Annotated in this window: 20 protein-coding genes; all 20 read right to left on the minus strand. The window is 47.2% G+C overall.

What is annotated here, in order from left to right; all coding sequences use genetic code 11:
* Window positions 1-6: 6 nt before the first annotated feature.
* Window positions 7-1,194: a GGDEF domain-containing protein gene (locus tag OCV77_RS00225; protein ID WP_262572235.1), complete on the minus strand. Its 1,188-nt coding sequence runs from the start codon at window positions 1,192-1,194 to the stop codon at window positions 7-9.
* 113 nt (window positions 1,195-1,307) lie between these two features.
* Window positions 1,308-2,300, minus strand: coding sequence for a 2-hydroxyacid dehydrogenase (locus tag OCV77_RS00230; protein ID WP_262572238.1), 993 nt, complete (start codon window positions 2,298-2,300; stop codon window positions 1,308-1,310).
* 36 nt (window positions 2,301-2,336) lie between these two features.
* Window positions 2,337-3,524 (minus strand): pyridoxal phosphate-dependent aminotransferase, encoded by a 1,188-nt coding sequence (locus OCV77_RS00235; protein ID WP_262572239.1) that lies wholly within the window; start codon window positions 3,522-3,524, stop codon window positions 2,337-2,339.
* A 21-nt stretch (window positions 3,525-3,545) separates the two neighbouring features.
* Entirely contained in the window at window positions 3,546-4,250 is a 705-nt protein-coding gene (locus OCV77_RS00240) for an ABC transporter ATP-binding protein (protein WP_262572240.1), read from the minus strand.
* 1 nt (window position 4,251) lies between these two features.
* A complete protein-coding gene (locus OCV77_RS00245; protein ID WP_118798355.1) occupies window positions 4,252-5,037 on the minus strand; it encodes an ABC transporter ATP-binding protein in 786 nt (261 codons plus the stop codon).
* 1 nt (window position 5,038) lies between these two features.
* Window positions 5,039-6,049 carry a branched-chain amino acid ABC transporter permease gene (locus OCV77_RS00250; RefSeq protein ID WP_118798434.1) on the minus strand — a complete coding sequence of 337 codons (1,011 nt, stop codon included), beginning with the start codon at window positions 6,047-6,049 and terminating at the stop codon, window positions 5,039-5,041.
* Between the two features lie 39 nt (window positions 6,050-6,088).
* On the minus strand, window positions 6,089-7,015 hold the full coding sequence (locus tag OCV77_RS00255; RefSeq protein WP_118798354.1) for a branched-chain amino acid ABC transporter permease: 927 nt from the start codon (window positions 7,013-7,015) through the stop codon (window positions 6,089-6,091).
* Between the two features lie 74 nt (window positions 7,016-7,089).
* Window positions 7,090-8,298, minus strand: a complete 1,209-nt coding sequence (locus tag OCV77_RS00260) for an ABC transporter substrate-binding protein (RefSeq protein WP_262572242.1) — start codon at window positions 8,296-8,298, stop codon at window positions 7,090-7,092.
* 150 nt (window positions 8,299-8,448) lie between these two features.
* The gene (locus OCV77_RS00265; protein WP_262572243.1) at window positions 8,449-9,075 is read right to left on the minus strand and encodes a cytidylate kinase-like family protein; all 627 of its coding nucleotides are present in this window, start codon (window positions 9,073-9,075) and stop codon (window positions 8,449-8,451) included.
* Window positions 9,072-9,221 (minus strand): hypothetical protein, encoded by a 150-nt coding sequence (locus OCV77_RS00270; RefSeq protein ID WP_262572246.1) that lies wholly within the window; start codon window positions 9,219-9,221, stop codon window positions 9,072-9,074. The genes OCV77_RS00265 and OCV77_RS00270 overlap by 4 nt, the downstream gene beginning before the upstream one ends.
* Before the next feature lie 197 nt (window positions 9,222-9,418).
* A complete protein-coding gene (sdaAA, locus tag OCV77_RS00275; protein ID WP_262572248.1) occupies window positions 9,419-10,300 on the minus strand; it encodes an L-serine ammonia-lyase, iron-sulfur-dependent, subunit alpha in 882 nt (293 codons plus the stop codon).
* Between the two features lie 30 nt (window positions 10,301-10,330).
* Window positions 10,331-10,990: an L-serine ammonia-lyase, iron-sulfur-dependent subunit beta gene (gene sdaAB / locus OCV77_RS00280; RefSeq protein WP_118798351.1), complete on the minus strand. Its 660-nt coding sequence runs from the start codon at window positions 10,988-10,990 to the stop codon at window positions 10,331-10,333.
* Between the two features lie 5 nt (window positions 10,991-10,995).
* Window positions 10,996-12,216, minus strand: a complete 1,221-nt coding sequence (pepT, locus tag OCV77_RS00285) for a peptidase T (RefSeq protein WP_262572251.1) — start codon at window positions 12,214-12,216, stop codon at window positions 10,996-10,998.
* Between the two features lie 75 nt (window positions 12,217-12,291).
* A complete protein-coding gene (locus OCV77_RS00290) occupies window positions 12,292-13,209 on the minus strand; it encodes an AEC family transporter (RefSeq protein ID WP_262572254.1) in 918 nt (305 codons plus the stop codon).
* A 17-nt stretch (window positions 13,210-13,226) separates the two neighbouring features.
* On the minus strand, window positions 13,227-13,967 hold the full coding sequence (locus tag OCV77_RS00295) for a YlmH/Sll1252 family protein (RefSeq protein WP_262572256.1): 741 nt from the start codon (window positions 13,965-13,967) through the stop codon (window positions 13,227-13,229).
* 77 nt (window positions 13,968-14,044) lie between these two features.
* A complete protein-coding gene (locus OCV77_RS00300; RefSeq protein ID WP_262572258.1) occupies window positions 14,045-15,397 on the minus strand; it encodes an MATE family efflux transporter in 1,353 nt (450 codons plus the stop codon).
* A gap of 217 nt (window positions 15,398-15,614) precedes the next feature.
* Window positions 15,615-17,096, minus strand: a complete 1,482-nt coding sequence (locus OCV77_RS00305; RefSeq protein ID WP_118798346.1) for an L-fucose/L-arabinose isomerase family protein — start codon at window positions 17,094-17,096, stop codon at window positions 15,615-15,617.
* Between the two features lie 31 nt (window positions 17,097-17,127).
* Window positions 17,128-17,748, minus strand: a complete 621-nt coding sequence (locus OCV77_RS00310) for a DUF4867 family protein (protein WP_262572261.1) — start codon at window positions 17,746-17,748, stop codon at window positions 17,128-17,130.
* Between the two features lie 27 nt (window positions 17,749-17,775).
* Window positions 17,776-19,245: a xylulokinase gene (xylB, locus tag OCV77_RS00315; protein ID WP_262572262.1), complete on the minus strand. Its 1,470-nt coding sequence runs from the start codon at window positions 19,243-19,245 to the stop codon at window positions 17,776-17,778.
* 56 nt (window positions 19,246-19,301) lie between these two features.
* Window positions 19,302-20,336: a LacI family DNA-binding transcriptional regulator gene (locus OCV77_RS00320; protein ID WP_262572263.1), complete on the minus strand. Its 1,035-nt coding sequence runs from the start codon at window positions 20,334-20,336 to the stop codon at window positions 19,302-19,304.
* Between the last annotated feature and the right edge of the window lie 109 nt (window positions 20,337-20,445).

Genomic DNA, 20,445 nt, shown 5'->3' on the forward strand with positions numbered 1-20,445 from the left:
CGGTTATCATCTGCCTCTATTTTTTACCTCTCGGATCACATACTGGTTCCGTCCCTTTTCCTTCGCTTCATACAGCGCCTCATCTGCTATCCGGATCAGTTCCTCCACATCCGCCTGTCTGCCTCCAGCAAGGAAGGCACAGCCAACGCTTGCCGTCACCAGACTTCCCTCTTCACTCTTAAGGTGCATATCCTCTATCAGAAGCTGAAGCCTCCTGCCAAGATTCTGGTAAGTGATCCCATGCAGCAGGACATAGAATTCGTCTCCGCCAAATCTGCCAAGCAGATCCTCCTGCCGGAAGGTACTCTTCATCCTGTCTGCTGCCTTTTTCAGCAGTTCATCTCCTGCCACATGCCCATATGTGTCATTCACCTGCTTGAAATTATCCATATCAAAGAAAACAAGCGCCATATTGACATCCTCTGAGCTGGACAGCACATTTTCGGCAGCCCTCTTAAATGCCTCTTTATTCAGCAGTCCTGTCAGTCCATCCGTCTGTGACTGCTTCTCCAGTGTTGTCCGCAGGCGCTGTCCCTCCTGCATATGCTCCTTATATTCCTGTGTCTGGTAATACATATAATAAAAGATCGTAGAAAGCACGATCACAGCCCGTCCTGTGAAACGCACCTTGATCACTGCCTCAAGCACCATACTTATAATGATCAGCGTCACCGTTGATATAATAATGGCAGACTCCATCACAGGATTTTCCTTTGCATTACGGATGGCGAAAATTATCACCAGAAGCAGATAAAAAACCGTAACGATCTGTGAAGAATAGCCTAAGGGTCCCCGGATGAATCTGTTATCGGGTGAATAGGAATAAGCAATATCTGTAAAAAATGCAGAAAAAGCGATCAGTGCATTAAGACAGAGAGGGATCAGCAGCAGGATCCCTCTTTTTCTGCTGATTTTTCTCTGCATGGTGCACCACAATACCATGAAGGCAAGCACCGGCCTTATCGTATATCCCAGTGCTGACAGCAGGATCCTGTGCATTGTCGGATAGGGAAGCCCTGCTGTTACAAGCTCACAATTATAGAAAATAAGCTCCAGCAGCTCCAGACCCATGATCCAGTAAAAATTATACTTCAGCTTTTTTTCCATAGAGGTATTCGTATATAAAAAGACAAACAAATAAATTAATCCGATCACCGATGCCGTATTGATCATGATCCACAACTGCAAATCCATAAGCTTCTCCTTTCTGGTACTTCAGTACTAGTTCCAATTTTATGATAAGCTTATCCTATTTCCTTCAGAATTGCAATAAAAAAATGCAATAAAAAAAGCCCTCACGGACTTTTTTATAACTGGTTCACGATATTTTCCGGTCTTCTGCCCTCTGTCATGTCCTGTACTGCCTGCCAGAGTATTCTGTGGGACCGCTTCATGGAGCTTGCTGTGGCTCCGCCGACATGCGGTGAAAACAGGATCCTGTTTTCAAATCCCTCCGGCAGATGCAGCAGTGGATTTTCTATTGTTGTCGGTTCCGGGAACACCGTATCCAGTGCGGCTCCGGCTATCCTTTCTTCCACGATTGCCTGCACCAGTGCTTCATTATCAACCAGATCCCCCCTGGCTGTATTCACAAGAAACGCCTCTCTCTTCATCCTGGTGAGGAACTCTGCATTTACCATATTCCTTGTATCATCAGTTACTGCGCAGTGAAGGCTGACCACATCACAGACAGAGAGCAGCTCCTCCTGCGTCAGATACGTCACATGAAATGCCTTTTCTGTTTCCGGATCCTTTCTGTGAAGAGAGGAATAATACAGCTCACAGCCAAAGGCATGAAGTCTCTCTGCTGTTGCTTTGGCGATATCCCCAAAGCCGATCAGACCTATCTTACAGTCCGATACCTCCTTCAGTCCTTTTACCATCATGGCTTCCTTCATCTGCATCTGTTCCCCGATCCGTTCCCTCCGGTCTCCCTCTGTTACCTGCCGCAGGAAGCCCAGGATCAACAGAATGGTCTGTTCTGCAACTGCTCCGGCATTGGCGCCCTTGCAGTTACATACATATATCCCGGCCTCTCTGGCCGCTTCCACGTCAAAGCCGTTAAATCCGACTCCTTCCGAATGGATCATTTTTAAATGTGGCAGTCCCTCTATGGCAGCTCTGCTGACCTTTGTCATGGGGTCTGCTGCAAGAAACTCACAATCTTTTCCGGCAGCAATGATCTCCTCATCAGAAGCTCCTCTTGGCAGGAATATCTTTTCTATCGTCCTGGTGACAGGGATATCCTCCGGCATATGTCTTGCATACCGATCCTCTGCACCGATAATCAGTATCTTCATTTTCTTTCTTGTCCTCCCGATATTAGGTCATATTCATTACAGACCATAGGCCTTTGCCAGCTTTTTGAATGCCTCCACTGACCTTTCTGCTTTCTCTGTCTGCACACAATAGGATATCCGGAAATATCCCGGACATCCGAAGCTGTCACCGGGAACCAGTACCAGATTGTATTCCAGTGCCTTCTGGCAGAATGCCATTGCATCCTCCTCAAGTGCCTTGGGGAACATATAAAAGGTTCCTCCCGGCTCCTGACAGGTATAGCCCATAGCCGTCAGCTCTTTATACAACATTCTGGCATTTGTTTCATAAACCGTCAAGTCAGAAGTTTCCCCGCACATTCTTCCTGCCACATACTGGATAAGAGAGGATGGGCAGTTATGTCCTATGCATCTGGAAATCTGCGCACACATATCAATGATCAGCTCAGCCATGCTGCAGGCCGGGTTCACTGCCACATATCCGATTCTTTCCCCCGGCAGGGATAACGATTTACTGAACGAATAACAGATGATCGTATCTGCATAATAGTCAGAGACAAAGGGATTGTCCACTCCCGCAAAAACGATCTCACGGTATGGCTCATCTGAGATCAGATAAATGGTATGTCCAAGCTCCTCTGATTTCTGCGTCAACAGTGCTGCCAGCCTTTTGACCGTTTCTGTTGAATACACAACTCCAGACGGGTTATTTGGTGTGTTGATAAGAACTGCAGCTGTTTTTTCTGAAATCTCCTGCTCTAACAGATCAAAATTAATCTGAAAGCTTTCTGTATCCGCAGGTATGATCTTCAGCGTCACACCCGCTCCTTCAATATAGGGCTTATACTCAGGAAAATATGGTGCAAAGGTAATGATCTCTTCCCCGGGACTGGCAACTGCACGTACAGCATGTGCCATGGCCGCACAGGCGCCGCTTGTCATGAAGATATCTCTGTAGCTGAAGGGTATCCCAAATCTTTTCTGCAATGACGCAGCGATCTGCTTTCTGACCTCCAGGATACCATGACTTTCGCTGTAGCCATGCAGCAGCACTGAATCCATACCAGTCAGCAGCTCTTCAAAAACTGCATTCAGGTTTTCCGGTGCAGGCACACTGGGATTTCCAATAGAAAAATCAAATACATTTTCTGCACCGATCTTCTCTGCGATCGCATTTCCCTGGCTGTTCATCTTCCTGATCACAGATTCTCCTTTTAACATACTTCTGAATTTTGGTGAAATCATAAAACTGCCTCCTGTTCCTTTCTATGCGCCAAGATATGCTTTCTTGATATTATCATTTGCAAGCAGCTCTGACGCCTTACCACTCATGCTGATTCTTCCAGTTTCAAGGACATACGCCCTGTCTGATACAGCCAGTGCCATCTTTGCATTCTGCTCCACCAAAAGGACGGTGATCCCATTCTGATGAAGCGTCTTTATAATATGAAAGATCTCCTTTACAAGGAGCGGTGAAAGTCCCATAGACGGCTCATCCATCAGCACAATTCTGGGATTGCTCATCAGGGCTCTTCCTGTTGCCAGCATCTGCTGCTCTCCTCCTGACAGGGTTCCTGCCAGCTGTTTTTTTCTCTCAAGAAGCCTTGGAAAATACTCGTAGACCATATCCATATTCTTCTTGATCTGGCTCTTATCATTCATGATATAGGAGCCCATCTCCAGATTTTCCTGTACACTCATCTGGGTAAAGACGTGTCTTCCCTCAGGCACATGTGCCATTCCGATCCGGATGATATGGCTGGGATCCATCCTGCGCAGATCCTTTCCATCATACTCGATGACTCCATCTGTTGCACCCTTCAGTCCTGTTATCGTATGCAGGGTTGTGGTTTTTCCGGCACCATTGGCACCGATCAGGGATACCACCTCACCATCATTCACCGTAAGGCTGATATCATGGAGCGCATGAATTGAGCCATAGGAAACATTTACCTTTTCTATTCTGAGCATATTATGCACCCTCCTCTTCTTCATCTGCCCCAAGATAAGCAGTAATAACCCGCTGGTTGGATGCGATCTCTTCAGGAAGTCCTGTGGCAATGGTTACGCCATAATCAATAACAACAATCCTTTCACAGATCTTCATGACAAGACTCATATCATGCTCGATCAGAAGAATCGCAATCCCGAACTGTTCCCTGATCACATTGATGCAGCGGAGCAGATCAGCGGTTTCCGTAGGATTCATACCTGCTGCCGGCTCGTCCAGAAGAAGCAGCTTCATCCCGGTTGCCAGTGCCCTCGCGATCTCCAGCTTTCTCTGCTGGCCATAGGGAAGATTATCTGCCACAAAATCTGCCTTATCCTCGAGACCGAAGATTTTCAGAAGCTCCATGGCCTTTTCCCGATATTCAGCCTCCTCACGCCAATAGGTGCTGCTCCTGAAAAGAGCACCCGGCATCTTGTACTTAATACTCATGCCATAGGCTACCATAACATTCTCAATTACCGTCATTGACTTAAAAAGACGGATATTCTGAAAGGTTCTGGCAATTCCTGCCTGGACGACCTGATAGGTCTTCTTTCCATTCATCTTTTCCCCGCATAAGAAAAATGCACCCTCCGTCGGTGTATACACACCAGTCAGAAGATTAAAGACGGTTGTCTTGCCGGCACCATTTGGTCCGATCAGTCCCATCAGCTCACCGGCTTTTATTTCAATATTAAAATCATCAACGGCCTTCAGGCCGCCAAAGGATATGCCAAGATGCTTTGCCTGTAAAATAACCTCTGCCATATTATTTCACCTCCTGTTTTTTCTCCGCCTTTTTCCCATGAAAGATCCGGTTTAAAAGCCGGTACAGAGAAAATTCATAGGTTCCGAGAAGCCCTGTAGGCTTAAAGATCATAACAAGTACAAGAGCCACGGAATATGCGAGCATTCTGTACTCGGAAAAGCTTCGAAGAAGCTCCGGCAGTGCAGAAAGTACAATAGCTGCCAGAATGGAACCGGTAAGGGAGCCCATGCCGCCAAATACTACCATGATCACGTACTCGGTTGATTTCAGCCAGCCAAAGGTAGCTGCATTTAAGGATCCGATATAGTGTGCAAAAATACCGCCTGCAATTCCTGCAAAAAATGCTGATACCGTAAATGCAAGTACCTTGTAGAAGGTAGTATTCAGTCCGGAGGCTCCGGCTGCAATATCATCATCCCTGATCGCGATGATCGCTCTTCCATATTTGGAACGGATGAAGGTGTAAAGAAGTGCTACCGAAATCACTACCATCCAGAACACTACATAAATATCAGCCAGTCTGTTGATCCCCACTAATGCCTGGCCTGCCTGCCCCTCTGAAAAGCCCTTGCCGCCTGCAAATTTCAGATTCTGGATGATAACCCGGATGATCTCACCAAAGCCAAGTGTGATGATCGCCAGATAATCTCCACGGAGCCGCAGGGCAGGAATTCCTACCAGAACACCGAATACGGCTGCCAGTACACCACCTGCCAGTGTTCCGATCAGGAACCGCAGCGTATCGGGTGCCCCTGCTCCCACAAGAATTCCGGATGCTTCCATTGCCTTTGTGATCAGTGCCGCTGTATATGCACCAATTGACATGAAACCACAGCCGCCAAGTGCTACCTGTCCCAGATATCCTACTGTGATATTTAAGGAGCTTGCCATAATAATGGCAATGCCACATACCATCAGCACACCGCTGATATAGTTGGAAAGGGCACCTGTCTCTCTCAGAATGACAAGGAGCAGAAAGAGTAACAGTACTCCCGCCAGGTTTACTATCATTGCTTTTCCTTTTTCTTTTGGTATCCTCACAGTCACCACCTACACTTTCTCTCCAATATTTTTACCAAGAATACCTGCCGGCTTTACGATCAGAACGATGATCAGTATGCCAAATACGATCGCATCTGAAAATGCAGAGGTGATCACACCGCCTGTAAGTGTTCCTATATATGCCTTTGTCAGGCTTTCTACCAGTCCTATGATGATACCGCCGAGCATGGCACCCGGTATGATCCCGATCCCGCCAAGAACGGCTGCAATAAATGCCTTCAGACCAAGCATGGAACCCAGTGTGGGAGTTGCCTGCGGATAGGAGGCACAATACATAAGAGAAGCGACTGCTGCCAGTGCAGATCCGATGGCAAAGGTGATGCTGATGGTTCGGTTCTTGTTGATCCCCATAAGGATCGCTGCTTCTCCATCCTCAGATACTGCACGCATTGCCTTTCCCATTTTGGTTTTCTTTACGAACAGCTGCAAAGCAATCATCATTACAACGCCAATTGCGATCGTGAGCAGCGTATTTCCATTCAGCTTGGTACCTCCGATCTCCAGATTAGGGAAATTAAAGATCGTTGAAATTGACTTTGGTGAAGCGCCAAACAACGTCTGTGCCAGATTCTCCAGAAAAAGACTCATGGCAATTGCGGTGATCAGTGCGCTCATCTTTGTTCCCTTTTCCCTTACTGGCTTGTATGCAACCTTTTCTACGGTAATACCAACTGCCGAGCAGGCAATAATAGCAAGAATTACAGCCGCCCATGCAGGAAGTCCGCCTGCTACCATGATTGGAATCGTGTAAAGCAGCACATAGCTTCCAACCATGATGAAATCTCCATGTGCAAAGTTAATCAGCTTGATGATACCGTAAACCATGGTATACCCAAGTGCTACTAACGCATACACACTGCCGATTTTCAATCCGTTTATGATCTGTTGTATGAATATGCTTATCTGTGTTCCCATAGTCGTTCTCCTTTATAACCGGCACCACCGCCGGGGCGGCGGTGCCTTTCTGGTTTCTTACTGCCTGACAGCTGTTAATCCAGTGTGCAGTTCCAGACAGCTTCTCCATCCTTAAATTCAATAACTGCAACTGACTTCTCAGGTGTACCTGTTTCATCCAGGATGAACTTACCGGTAACGCCCTCAAAGCTCATGCCTGACATGGCATCACGGATCGCTGCTCTGTCTGTGCTGCCCGCCTTTTCAATTGCATCCTTAATCATATAGGCGGAATCATATGCAAGTGCTGCCAGCGCATTTGGCTTTGCACCATATTTATCATTGTAAGCAGTAACAAAGGTCTGTACTACATCAGAGGTATCATCCGGTGAATAGTGGTTGGTATAGTAGCAATTATTGTAAAGAGTCTTGTCATCCAGCATGGATTCTGTCGTACCATCATAACCATCAGCACCCATGATCACACCCTCAAAGCCTGCTGCTCTTGCCTGGGGAATGATATAAGGACCTGCCGCATTATAGTAGTAGGGTGCAAACAGGAACTCTGCTCCGCTTGCTGCAATATTGGTCAGCTGGGAAGAGAATTCGGTATCATCTGTTGAGGATGAGCTTTCTTCTGCCACGATCTCCAGTCCAAGCTCGCTGCAGGCTGCATCAAAGGACTCTCTTACACCTGCCGAATAAGCATCTCCGGAAGCATACAGGACAGCCACCTTCTTTACTCCCAGCTTTTCTGCCGCAAACTTGGCTGCCATCTTGCCCTGGTAGGAATCCTTAAAGCAGGCGCGGAATACGTAATTATCTGATTCGGTAATGGTATCTGCTGTTGAGGTAGGTGTCAGAAGTACGATCTGGCTCTCATCTGCAAGAGGTGCCAGAGAAGCGGTAACACCACTTGTTACAGAACCGATAATGGCACAGGCACCATCACCTACCAGTCTGTTAAAGGCATTTGCACCCTCTGTGGAATCTGCCTTATCATCATAGGATATAATGGAAATATTCTTACCAAGCACACCACCTGCTGCATTGATCTCCTCTACCGCCAGGTTAATACCATTCAGAACGGATTCTCCATAGGTTGCAAGATTACCGGTATTGGGTGAGATCACCCCGACCGGAATGCTGTCCCCATCTGCTGCTGTTCCTGCTTCTGCTGCTGTATCACTGCTGACGGCACTTTCTGCTGCCCCGCCGGTGCTTCCACATCCTGCAAGCAGTGCTGCTGTCATTGTTCCGGCACTGACAAGTGCCGCCAGCTTCTGAATCACTTTTCTTTTCATAATCTCATCCTCCTTTTGCATTATAGAATACATGTATACAATACTTATTCATAGAAAAGGTATCCGTAACGATACCCTGTAAAACAAAAAACTCCGCCGGTTGTCTTCACCTGCGAAGTATTGTTTTCATTATGTTATTTTGTACCTGTCCTAGGAAATACCCAGCTTAAAATCCACGAATTTCTTAATGATCTCAGTACACTGTTCATAGCTGTATATCCCGGTATCCAGCGACAGATCATAGTTCTTTACATCCTGCCATTCCCTGCCGGTATGGTATTTGTAATAGGCACTTCGGTAAGCATCCATCCTGGCGATCTCATCGACTGCCTCTTTTCTTGTGCAGCTCTGGAAATCCATTTCATGAAGTACACATCTCTCATAGGGTGCATGAATGAAAACTCTCACGAGATAAGGATAATCCTTAAGCACGTAATCCGCTGCCCTTCCCACTACCACATAGGATTCTCTTTTTGTCAGTTCCTTTAATACCTTAGCCTGATAAGCAAACAGGTTATCATTTGAGGTAAAATCATTGCTTTCCGGTGGGATCAGCTCTCCATTGAAAACCTTTTTAAATGCCTTGAACAACGGCTTCTTCTTCGTTGTTTCATCTGCTGCTGCAAATAGTGTTTCATTGATTCCGCTGTCTTCTGAAGCAAGTCGCAGCAGCTTTCTGTCATACATATCAATCTGATAATCATTTGCAAGCATTTTTGCAATGGTCGTACCGCCGCTTCCACAGGTTCTTGTGATTGCAATTACAAAATGTTTCATTGCAGCTCCTCCTTTTCAAGCCAGTCGGCAATCTTCTCTGCCAGGATCTGTCTGCATTCAGGAAAATCATGGGATGCAGGCAGTGTCTCAAGCCTTCTGACCGCGTCTGTCTGGTATTCTGAAAGCTTTTCCCAGAAGGGATACACATATCGTTCCGGAAAAGCGATCTCATCATATTTACCTTCTATCAGGTACAGATTCCTGTCTTTCAGTCATATCTGCTCTCCATCAAGTTTACAGTTATTGTAATCTCGCATCTATGCAAAGTCAATTATCATTAATAATGCATTTTCAGGCAGATTGTTACTAATTATTTCTACTCCTTCTACTTATTTATAAGTAGTTAATTTTTGTTTTCTGCTTCAAAATGAGTACGCAGCCTTTTTCCGGTCTCCGTAACAGCAAGACCTCCTTCTCCTGTTTCCTTTAAATCCATCGGCATTTCATTACCGATCCTGCGCATGGTATCGATCACCTCATCAGCCGGGATCGCACTCCGTACTCCTGCCAGTGCCATCTGTGCTGCACTTACAGCATTCACAGCCCCTGCCGCATTTCTTTTTATACACGGAACCTCTACCAGTCCGCATACCGGATCACAGGCAAGACCAAGCATATTTTTGAGTGCCAGGGCTGTGGCATGTATCATTGCCTCATGACTGCCACCCTGCAGATAAACAATTGCCGCTGCCGCCATGGCACTGGCAGACCCTATCTCTGCCTGACAGCCTCCGGCTGCACCGGCAATGCTTGCATTCTCCGCGATCACTTCCCCAATGCCGGCGCTCAGGAAAAGCGCTTCCACCATTTTCTCTTCTTTTTCCCCAAACACCTCCTCATAGGCAAGCAGGACTGCCGGTATGACACCACAGGAGCCCGCTGTAGGCGCCGCAACGATCCTTTTCATACAGGCATTGGACTCTCCCATCTTTACCGCCTTCTCCATGACAAGGGAGGGATAAGCCCCCATCAGGCTGTTCCCTGTCTGGTTGTATGCATGAAGCCTTTCCCCGTCTCCTCCGGCAAGACCGCTCGGAGAAGAAAGAGCTCCGTTGTAGGACTGGTCAGCCTGCTTCATGGCAAGGTACATGGCTCTCATGGCCTCAAAGGTTTCCCCCTCCGTAACCTGTCTCTCCTCCATGTCCTTTTCCATGATGATACGCCACATGGGCACCTGCTTTTCCTCTGCCAGATTTTTAATATCTTCTATGGAATGATAGATCATCTGCTCTTTCCCTCTCTTTCACAGCCTCCGTTAAAGAAGGCTCAGATACGTCACCTTCTGGATTCCCTCAAGATGTGTCAGGAAACGGATCCCGTCCTCCGGAACCTCCTGGTCACACTCAATGACCATAACCGCATCACCGCCCCGGCTTCTCCTGTAAAGCTGCATGGTCGCAATGTTCACAGACTTATGTCCCAGCATGGACGTAACCTCTGTGACGTGTCCGGGCTGATCCAGGTTATGTACGATCAGCGTAGGATAATCTCCTGAAAAATTGGTTGCGATCCCATCGATCCTCGCAATATTGATCCTGCCCCCGCCAAGAGACTCACCGACAATTTCCAGCGTTTTACCCGTTTCTCCGGTAAGCAGCAGCTCAGCAGAATTAGGATGCCCCTCCTTCAGCTCCGCTTCCCCAAAGGAAAACCGGATCCCTCTTTGCTCTGCCAGTGCAAAGCTTTCCGGTATCCTGGTATCATCCGGCTTCATTCCAAGAAGTCCTGCTATGATCGCTTTTCTTGTTCCATGTCCGATACCGGTTGCCAGAAAGGAGCCATACAGCAGGATCCTTGCCTCCCTTACCGGCTCGCCAAGAAGCTTTCCTGATACATAGCCTATCTTGGCAGCACCTGCTGTATGGGAGCTGGAGGGACCGACCATAACCGGTCCTATAATATCGTATATGTTCATACCATTCACCCCCTTGCCAGGTTCAAAAGGATCCTTACAACTGCCTCCATGGATTCTATGCAGATATACTCAAATCTGCCATGGAAATTATGGCCTCCTGTACAGAGGTTCGGGCAGGGCAGCCCCATATAGGAAAGTCTGGCACCATCCGTACCGCCCCGGATGGGAACCACAACCGGCTCTACCCCGGCTTCCCTCATCGCCTCCATGGCATGGTCGATCAGCTCCATATGATCCTCTATGATCTCCTTCATGTTGTAATAAGAATCCTTAAGCTCTATTTCCACTGTGCCTTCCCCATACTTCTCATTCAGGAATGCACCGGCCTTCTCAAACAATGCCTTTTTCTGTTCAAATTTTTCTCTGGAATGATCCCTGATGATATAATCTGCCACTGCCCTTTCAATATCTCCATTCAGTGCATCCAGATGGTAGAAGCCCTCATATTTTTCCGTGTACATCGGGTTTTCAGATACAGGCAGCATTCCCTGGAATTCCATGGCAGTCAGCAATGCATTCTTCATTTTGTTCTTGGCATCTCCCGGATGCACACTTCTCCCATGGAAGGTTACCCTGGCACCTGCCGCATTGAAATTCTCATATTCCAGCTCCCCGAGCTTACCGCCGTCCACCGTATAGGCACAGTCTGCTGAAAACAGCTCTACATCAAAGTGATCTGCTCCCGCTCCCACCTCTTCATCCGGGGTAAAGCCGATCCGGAGCTTTCCATGGGGAACATCACTGTGGGAAAGCAGGTACTCCGCCATGGTCATGATCTCAGCAACACCTGCCTTGTCATCTGCGCCAAGCAGCGTAGTTCCGTCTGTCACGATCAGGCTCTTTCCCTGATATTCCTTAAGCTCCGGGAAATCCGCTGTTTTCATGACAATGCCAAGCCCGCTGTTCAGGACAATATCCTCTCCGTCATAAGCAGTAATGATCCGCGGCCTTACATTCGCCCCACTTACTGCCGGAGAGGTATCCATATGGGAAATGAAGCCCATGACCGGCTTTCCCTCCATCCCTTCTGTGGCAGGAATGGAAGCATATACATAGCAGTGCTCCTTATCATAGGTGATCTCCTCTGCCCCCATTTTTGTAAGCTCTTCCACGAGGAGCCTGGCAAGCTCATGCTGCTTTTCCGTAGTCGGCGTACCTGTTCCCTCTTCATCTGACTGGGTATCTATCTGTACATAACGCAAAAACCTGTCCGTAACCTTTTCCATCTTAAACCTTCCTTTCCCTACTTCTATTTTTCTCTTTTATTTTGTGTTTTCTTTTATTTTCATATCCGCAAAGTCCTAAAACAGGAGCAGCGATACCACAGGCATGGTAATGACTGACAAAAGCGTCGTCAGTGTCACACCTCTTGATGCTGTCTCATAATCTCCGTCATACTCCTGTGCCAGCATGGCAGTCATGCTTCCTACCGGCGTTGCCAGCATGATCATAAATACACCGCAGATCACCTCATTTGTCACTACCTGCCGGATCAGAAGCATACCAAAAACCGGTATCAGAAGCAGCTTGATCAGTGAAAAGAGTAACAGCCTCACATCCGTAAACAGCTCCCTCAGACTAATGCTTGTCATGGAAGCGCCAATGACCATCATACTTAAAGGTGCAGTCAGATTTCCAAGATAACTCAGCGTATCTGTGAGAAATCCCGGTACCCGGATCTGCCAGAGATACAGGATCAGTGAAATAATACTGGTGATCACCCCGATATTCAGGACTTCCTTCAGCGAAAGCTTTTTCTTTTCCGCACCATTCTCCTTTTTCCGCAGTGCAGAGACACCAAAGGTATAGATCAATATATTAAAAGGGATGCTGTACAGTGCTCCATAAAGAACGGCGCTGCTTCCATACAGGGCTGCGATTATGGGATACCCCATAAAGCCTATATTTGAAAATACCGTCATGGCCTGATAAACACCCCTGCTCTTTGGATCTACACGCAGCAATGCCGGCAGCAGATAAGCCAGCAGCAAAAGTACCGCATAGATCGCAAGGATTACTACTGTCAGTGAAAGCAGCTCCCTGCCTTCCATTCTTTCGTCACTGATCCCACTGACAAGGATCATCGCCGGATTGGCGATATTCACAACGATCGCCGACAGCCTTTTGGAGGTTTCCTCTGTGATCATTCCGATCTTACTTCCCACAAAGCCGACACTCATAAGCAGAAACATGATAATCATTTGTTGTAAAAGCAGCATAGGTTTTCTGTCCTTTCTTATCCGCCGTAAATCTGTATCAATGCATTCAGCTTCCCCTTTTTGCTTAATCCCCGGCCTCCTGCATAGATAAACCTTCCATAGCCACGTACAGAAATCTGATCTCCGTCCTTCAGCATATGACTGTTATTTTCACACTGTCTTCCATTCACGAAGATCCTCTTTTGCAGAAACAAGGCTGCACTGTCACTTCTTGATAATTTATACACCTTTGCGATCACACCGTCAATACGTTCTGATGCAATCTGTATATTGATATCCTTAAGCTCTGCCTCTCCTTCCACCGGTATCTCCTCTGTCACCTCACAGAGGACAGAGGTATGTTTTACCCTTGTCAGGTTCTCCATGATATAAGGTGCAATGATCTCTTTACAGAACAGAAATGCTTCCTTTTCCTGAAGGATAATATCCCCAAGAGTACCTCTTTCAATACCAAGGTTCATCAGTGCACCAAGAAAATCCCTGTGTGTAAGATCCTCTGCAAATTTTTTCATGAGTGGTCTTATCCTGAGACATACAATGGGAAAATCCTGTTCATAACCAAGCTCTCCCGGATTTCCAAACCGGATCATGCACCGCTCCCGCCCTTCACTGCCACCGGATACCATCTCTCCGGCAAATGACAGCTCACGCTCCATTTCGTAGTAACAGGAAAGCTCCGCAAGCGACAGAAAATCTGTAAAGGTATAACAATTTCCCCTGTACGATCTTTCTGCCAGCTCACGGAGCCTTTTTTTCATTTGTTCTTCTTCTGCATTCATTCCGCTCTTCTGTGCAGCCTTCCAAAATATGCACAGCCCTTCTCCCCTTCCGGGGACTACACTTTCAGGATCTTATGCAGCCTCTTCATCACATGGAAATATGCCGGAAACAGAAACAGATCAGCAAGGATCCAGGCCAGCGGGCTTGCAAAGCAGGCTCCGGTATACCCAAACACAGGTACCAGAAAAACACCCCCCAGCGTCCTTGCTATCATTTCAAATACACCCGCCAGGATCGCAAAGGTACTGTAGCCCATTCCCTGGATCAGGAAGCGGATCACATTTACAAACGTAAGCGGAATAAAAAATGCTGAATTGATCACAAGCATCATCCGTGCATTCTGCAGAATTTCTGTCTCCCCTGCATCCAGAAACATCAATGCAAATTTATCCCCGAAGAAATACAGGATCACAAAGGCTGCAATAGAATAAACAATTCCCAATATGCTACAGGATAGCAGACCTTTGCCGATCCGGTCAAGCCTCTTTGCTCCCACATTCTGTCCTCCATAGGTTGACATGGTGGAGCCAAGGGCATCAAAGGGACAGCAGAAAAACAGACTTACCTTTGAGCCTGCTGTCATGGACGCTACTGCTGCCGAGCCGAGGGTATTGACCGCTGTCTGAAGAATAACAGATCCGATCGCTGTGATGGAATACTGCAGTCCCATGGGAACACCCATGCTGCATAGAATCCTCATCAGATGGGTATCCGCCTTCCATTCATCCTTCTTCACGATCAGAATGTCAAATTTATAATACATATATATCAGACACAGGATTCCTGAAATAAGCTGGGAAAGCACCGTGGCAACTGCAGCTCCCGCCACTCCCATCCGGAAGACCATGATCAGCAGGAGGTCAAGTCCGATGTTCAAAACGGAAGAGATCACAAGAAATACCAGGGGTGTCTTACTGTCCCCGATGGAACGGATAAAGCCGGACAGCAGGTTGTATAAATAAGTGGCAGGGATCCCGATAAATACAATCAGAATATATGAATAGGCGTATTCAAGAATATCCTCCGGTGTTCTCATCAGAGTCAGGATCTGCCTGCAGAATATCGATACCAGTACGGTCATCACAGCAGCAAATCCTATAGAAAGCCACACACTGTTCGCAATAAAACGGCGCATGGTCACATAATCCTTAGCACCAAATTTCTGGGCCACCGGGATTGCAAATCCATTACAGACACCCATGCAGAAGCCGATCACAAGAAAATTCACGGAACCGGTAGCACCTACACCGGCAAGAGCATCAACACCAAGTGTCTTCCCAACAATAATAGTATCCACAACGCTGTAAAACTGCTGGAACAGAAAGCCGAACAACAGGGGTACTGCAAACCCCAGAATCAGCTTCATCGGTGAACCAACTGTCATATCCTTTGCTGAACTTCCTGCCATTTTCTTCTCCTCCTGAAATAGAAGTTTTCTCTACTGAAGCAAGTTAGAGTATACTCATCTTCCTGTCAGAAATCTAGTATATTTTCTTACAAAAAAAGTAAAAATCTCTTCTGTTATGCATCAAAAAACTGCCGCCCTCTCCATACAGCCTTCTGTCATGGAAAAGAGCGGCAGCCTTATTTTTATTTCATCTTACCTTTTCAGTCTGTCTGATTTCTTATGCGAAAGGATTCTCGGAAGGATAACGAACTCCCTTCGGCTGATTATAACCGATGCTGTCAAGCTTTACACCAAGGAGCTTCAGTACCTCGAACATTGCCTTTCCGTAATGTCCAAACATAACAGCTCCATGGTGAGGGAAATTCTTCTCAACCAGTACATGACGGTAAAATCTTCCCATTTCAGGAATAGCGAAGATACCGATACCGCCGAAGGATCTGGTCGGAACATCAAGGATCTCACCTTCTGCCACATAGGAAACCAGCTCTCCGTCTGAATTGCACTGCAGACGATAGAAGGTAATGTCAGAAGCTGCGATATCACCCTCCAGGGTTCCTCTTGTGAAATCAGGCTCGCTTCCAGCGGGCTCAAGAAGTCTGTGCTGGATGAGCTGATATTTAACAGCTCTGGATGAGCACATCTTGCACTCCGGTGTATTTCCGCAGTGGAAGCCCATGAAGGTATCTGTCAAAGCATAATCATACTTGCCGGCGATATCCTCGTCATAAATATACTTCGGTACGGAGTTGTTGATATCAAGCAGTGTAACTGCATCATCAGATATGCACAGTCCGATGTATTCGCTGAGAGCACCGTAGATATCTACCTCGCAGGATACCGGAATACCACGGGATGCCAGACGGCTGTTTACATAGCAGGGCTCAAATCCAAACTGGGAAGGGAATGCAGGCCAGCACTTATCAGCAAATGCCACATACTTTCTTGCACCCTTGTGGTTCTCAGCCCAGTCAAGCAGGGTAAGCTCGAACTGTGCCATCTTGACATTGAGGTCTTCGTAGTAGCTGCCTTCTCCCATTTCCTTAGCCATGTCTGCACATACCTCAGGGATACGGGGATCATTCTCATGCTCCTTGAAGGAAACAAGCAGATCCAGTTCAGAGTTCTCTTCGATCTCTACGCCAAGCTCATATAAGCCCTTGATCGGTGCGTTGCAGGCAAAGAAGTCCTGAGGACGGGGACCAAAGGTGATGATCTTCAGATTGCGGACACCAATGACAGCACGTGCGATCGGTACAAATTCGCCGATCATCTTTGCGATATCATCTGCGGTTCCTACAGGATATTCAGGAATATAGCCCTGCAGATGACGCATTTTCAGGTTATAGGAGCAGTTCAGCATACCACAGTAAGCATCGCCTCTTCCATTGATCATATCGCCGTCACCTTCTGCTGCTGCTACGAACATGCAGGGACCGTCAAAATTCTTTGCGATCAGTGTTTCCGGTGTTTCCGGTCCGAAATTTCCAAGGAATACTACAAGAGCATTACACTCTGCCTTCTTTACATCCTCTACTGCCTTCAGCATATCCTGCTCATTTTCCACAGTGACAGGGCACTCATATAAGTCACCCTTGTAGGCAGCCTTGATTGCTGCACGTCTCTTCTGTGATAATTCGATCGGGAAACAGTCACGGCTGACTGCCACGATACCAAGTTTTACTACCGGTAAATTGTTCATGATTACCTACCTCCTGTTTTCTTATATTGTTTTATTCATTGATATTAAGGTTCTTTCCAACAAGTCCCATGGGACTGCCCTCCGGAAGTCCTCCTTCGGGATGGCCAAGGAGCCATTTGTTCTTTGCGGTAAGGTGTCCGTCCTCACCCTCTGTATGGGCTGCTTCCAGATCAAGGTTGGTTCCCTTCGGAAGTACTACTGTCACACGGAAGCCCTGTCCATTTACGCCGCAGGGTGCATAATGCAGAGTGGTTGCATATACTTCTACTGCAGTTCCCGCAGGAATCAGAAATGCTTCTGCCAGAGAGGTATCATAGGTAAAGTCCTCCGTGATATCCTGCTGTCTGCCAAGGATCAGAATGGCGTCTGTCACTGCCACATTGATCTCTGAGCTTCTGTGATATTCAAAAGCATTCAGCATACAGTTGTGTCCGTTGCAGTAACCGATCTGGACCTGCAGCTCTCCGTAGGTCTTATCTGTCAGCTCCTTCATAACTGGAAGTGCCTCAAGCTTTTGATCTCCCGGTACATAGATCACATCCTCAGGACAGGGTGTTTCTTCCATGGCCTTGCAGAGCTCTGAAAAGTCGATCCCGGTAACAACTCTTCCATAGGTCTTGAATCTCTCATCTGTTACACTGTAAATCTTCATTTTCCTTCTCCCTTCTTTAGAATAAAATTACTTAATGATATCAAACAGCGGCTTGCAGGCAGGATAGATCTGCCTGAACTGCTGATAACGCTCGTCATACTTCTTTACCAGCTCTTCCTCCGGCTCTACAGTATCCACAATCCTTACGATCTTAGCGGCAGCTTCTTCCACGTTCTTATATTCCCCGCAGGCTACCGCCGCCAGCATGGCTCCGCCAAGTGCCGGTCCTTCTTCGCTTTCGATCACATCCACCTTCAGGTTCAGGATGTTGGCGATCATCTTTTTCCAGAGAGGGCTCTTCGCACCGCCGCCGCAGATCTTCGTCCGCTCAATCTTAATGCCAAGGGACTTGGCTACCTCGAAGGAATCACGAAGTGCAAAGGCTACGCCCTCCAGCACTGCCTGGGTCATATCTGCCCTGGTGGTATCCATGGTCATGCCGATAAAGGTTCCTCTGGCATTGGGGTTATTATGAGGGGAACGCTCGCCCATCAGGTAGGGCAGGAAATACACGTGATTTTCTCCAAGTACACCGATCTTCTTCTGCTCTGCGCCGTAATCGGAGGTACCGATGATCTCATCCATCCACCATTTATTGCAGGAAGCTGCACTGAGCATACATCCCATCAGATGATAATGTCCGTCTGCATGTGCAAAGGCATGCAACGCATTGTTCTTATCTACACCAAATTTCTCAGAAGAGATAAAGATGGTTCCGCTTGTTCCAAGGGAGATATTGCACATACCATCTCCAACAGTTCCGGTTCCTACTGCTGCTGCGGCATTGTCACCTGCACCGGCTGCCACCTTTACTGTCTCCGGAATACCAAGCTCCCTTGCGATCTCTGGCTTTACTGTGCCTACGCATTCATAGCTTTCATAAAGCTTTGGCAGCATCTCCTCGCTGATACCACAGATCTCACACATTTCCTTTGACCAGCGGCGGTTTTTCACATCCATCAGCAGCATACCGGAAGCATCTGATACATCCGTACAGTTCACACCGGTCAGCTTATAGGCGATATAGTCCTTGGGAAGCATGATCTTCACAATTTTTTTAAAATTCTCAGGCTCCTTATTCTTCACCCAGAGGATCTTCGGTGCCGTAAATCCGGTAAAGGAAATATTGGCTGTATACTCGGAAAGCTTTTCCTTGCCGATCACATTGTTCAGATAATCACACTCTTCATAGGTTCTTCCGTCATTCCAGAGGATTGCGGGACGGATCACCTGATCCTCCTTATCCAGAATGACAAGTCCGTGCATCTGTCCGCCAAAGCTGATACCTGCAACCTTACTCTTATCTGCCTCTGCAATCAGCTCCTTCATGCCATCCATAACCTGCTCATACCAGTCCTCAGGCTTCTGCTCTGACCAGCCCGGATGCGGGAAATACAGGGGATATTCTCTGGATACGATCTTCTGTATCTTTCCTTCCCCGTCCATCAGAAGCAGCTTCACTGCGCTGGTTCCCAAATCAATTCCTACGTATAACATTTCTCTCCTCCTTTTCTTCTGATACCCTTCTGTTCCATCGTTCTATATAAAAATCCTCAGAAATAAATGAGATTCTCTTTCATGATGATCTCCAGCTTGGCATAATGCTTCTTTTCACTCCGGACCTTGCCGTAGCACATCTCTTCAAACAGCATTCTCACTGCCCGGTATGCCTGGCTGCTCAGATCCTGATAGATCAGTGCATCGATCGTGGAATCCTCCACACTGCCTCTGATCTCCTCAAACAGATCGAATCCAACCAGCGGAATTTTTTTCTTCTGCCGCTTCAGGACATCTGCGATCACATCCAGCCGGTAGGTAAGATCAAAAATACCATCCGGTTTCCTATCTGGTTCTTCCTGTAAAAGCTTCTCCAGTGCTTCCTTTATCTCCCTTTCTCCGGTAAGTCCAAAGAATGGCGGCAGCATCTCCAGCTTTTCGCAGGTTTTCAGTCTGTCCTGAAACCCGGAAAGTCTGCTCAGGATATCCTGATTTGTTTTATATTCTTCTGTCACCGGTACAAAGATTATGCCCCCCTCCGGCATCAGCTTCATCAGAAGCTCTGCCGCCAGCATGCCACTGCGGTAATAATCCACGCCCACATAATAATTGTCCGGATGCTCCGCCACATCACGGCTGAGCAATACGATCCTGCAGTTCTCCTTTTCAAGCCTCTCCAGAATCTGGAGGATCACTTTATGGCTGGAATAGGAAAGGATAAAGCTGTCAACGCCCTGCTGTCTCATCTCTTCTACAGCTGCAAGCTGCTCCGAAGGCTTCTCCACATCAAATTCAGAGATCATGAGCGTCAGTCCGTCGTCTCCAAATTCCTGCAGTGCCCTCTTAAGTCCCCTGCCTACTTCCGTTGCAAAGTAATTGGCACTCTTTGACCTAAACCCCACATACCCGATCGTATAATGGCGGTTCATAGCCAGATTACGGGCATTTCTGTTCTGTACATAATGGTACTTTTCCAGCGCGTCCTGTACCATTTTTACGGTTTCTTCGCTGACACCGTCTTTATTTCTAAGCACTTTGTATATTGTTGTGCGTGAAATACCTATTTTTTTAGATATTTCTTCTAATGTCATACGGGAGGCTTCTTCCATTTTGCACCCTTTTGCCCATTTCACTTTTCATTTAACACGTGTTAACTATATGCTATCACCAATTGGAATATGTGTCAACAGCTCTGAAAAA

Origin of the sequence: Suilimivivens aceti, assembly GCF_025567405.1 — a bacterium.
Taxonomy (GTDB): Bacteria; Bacillota; Clostridia; order Lachnospirales; family Lachnospiraceae; genus Suilimivivens; species Suilimivivens aceti.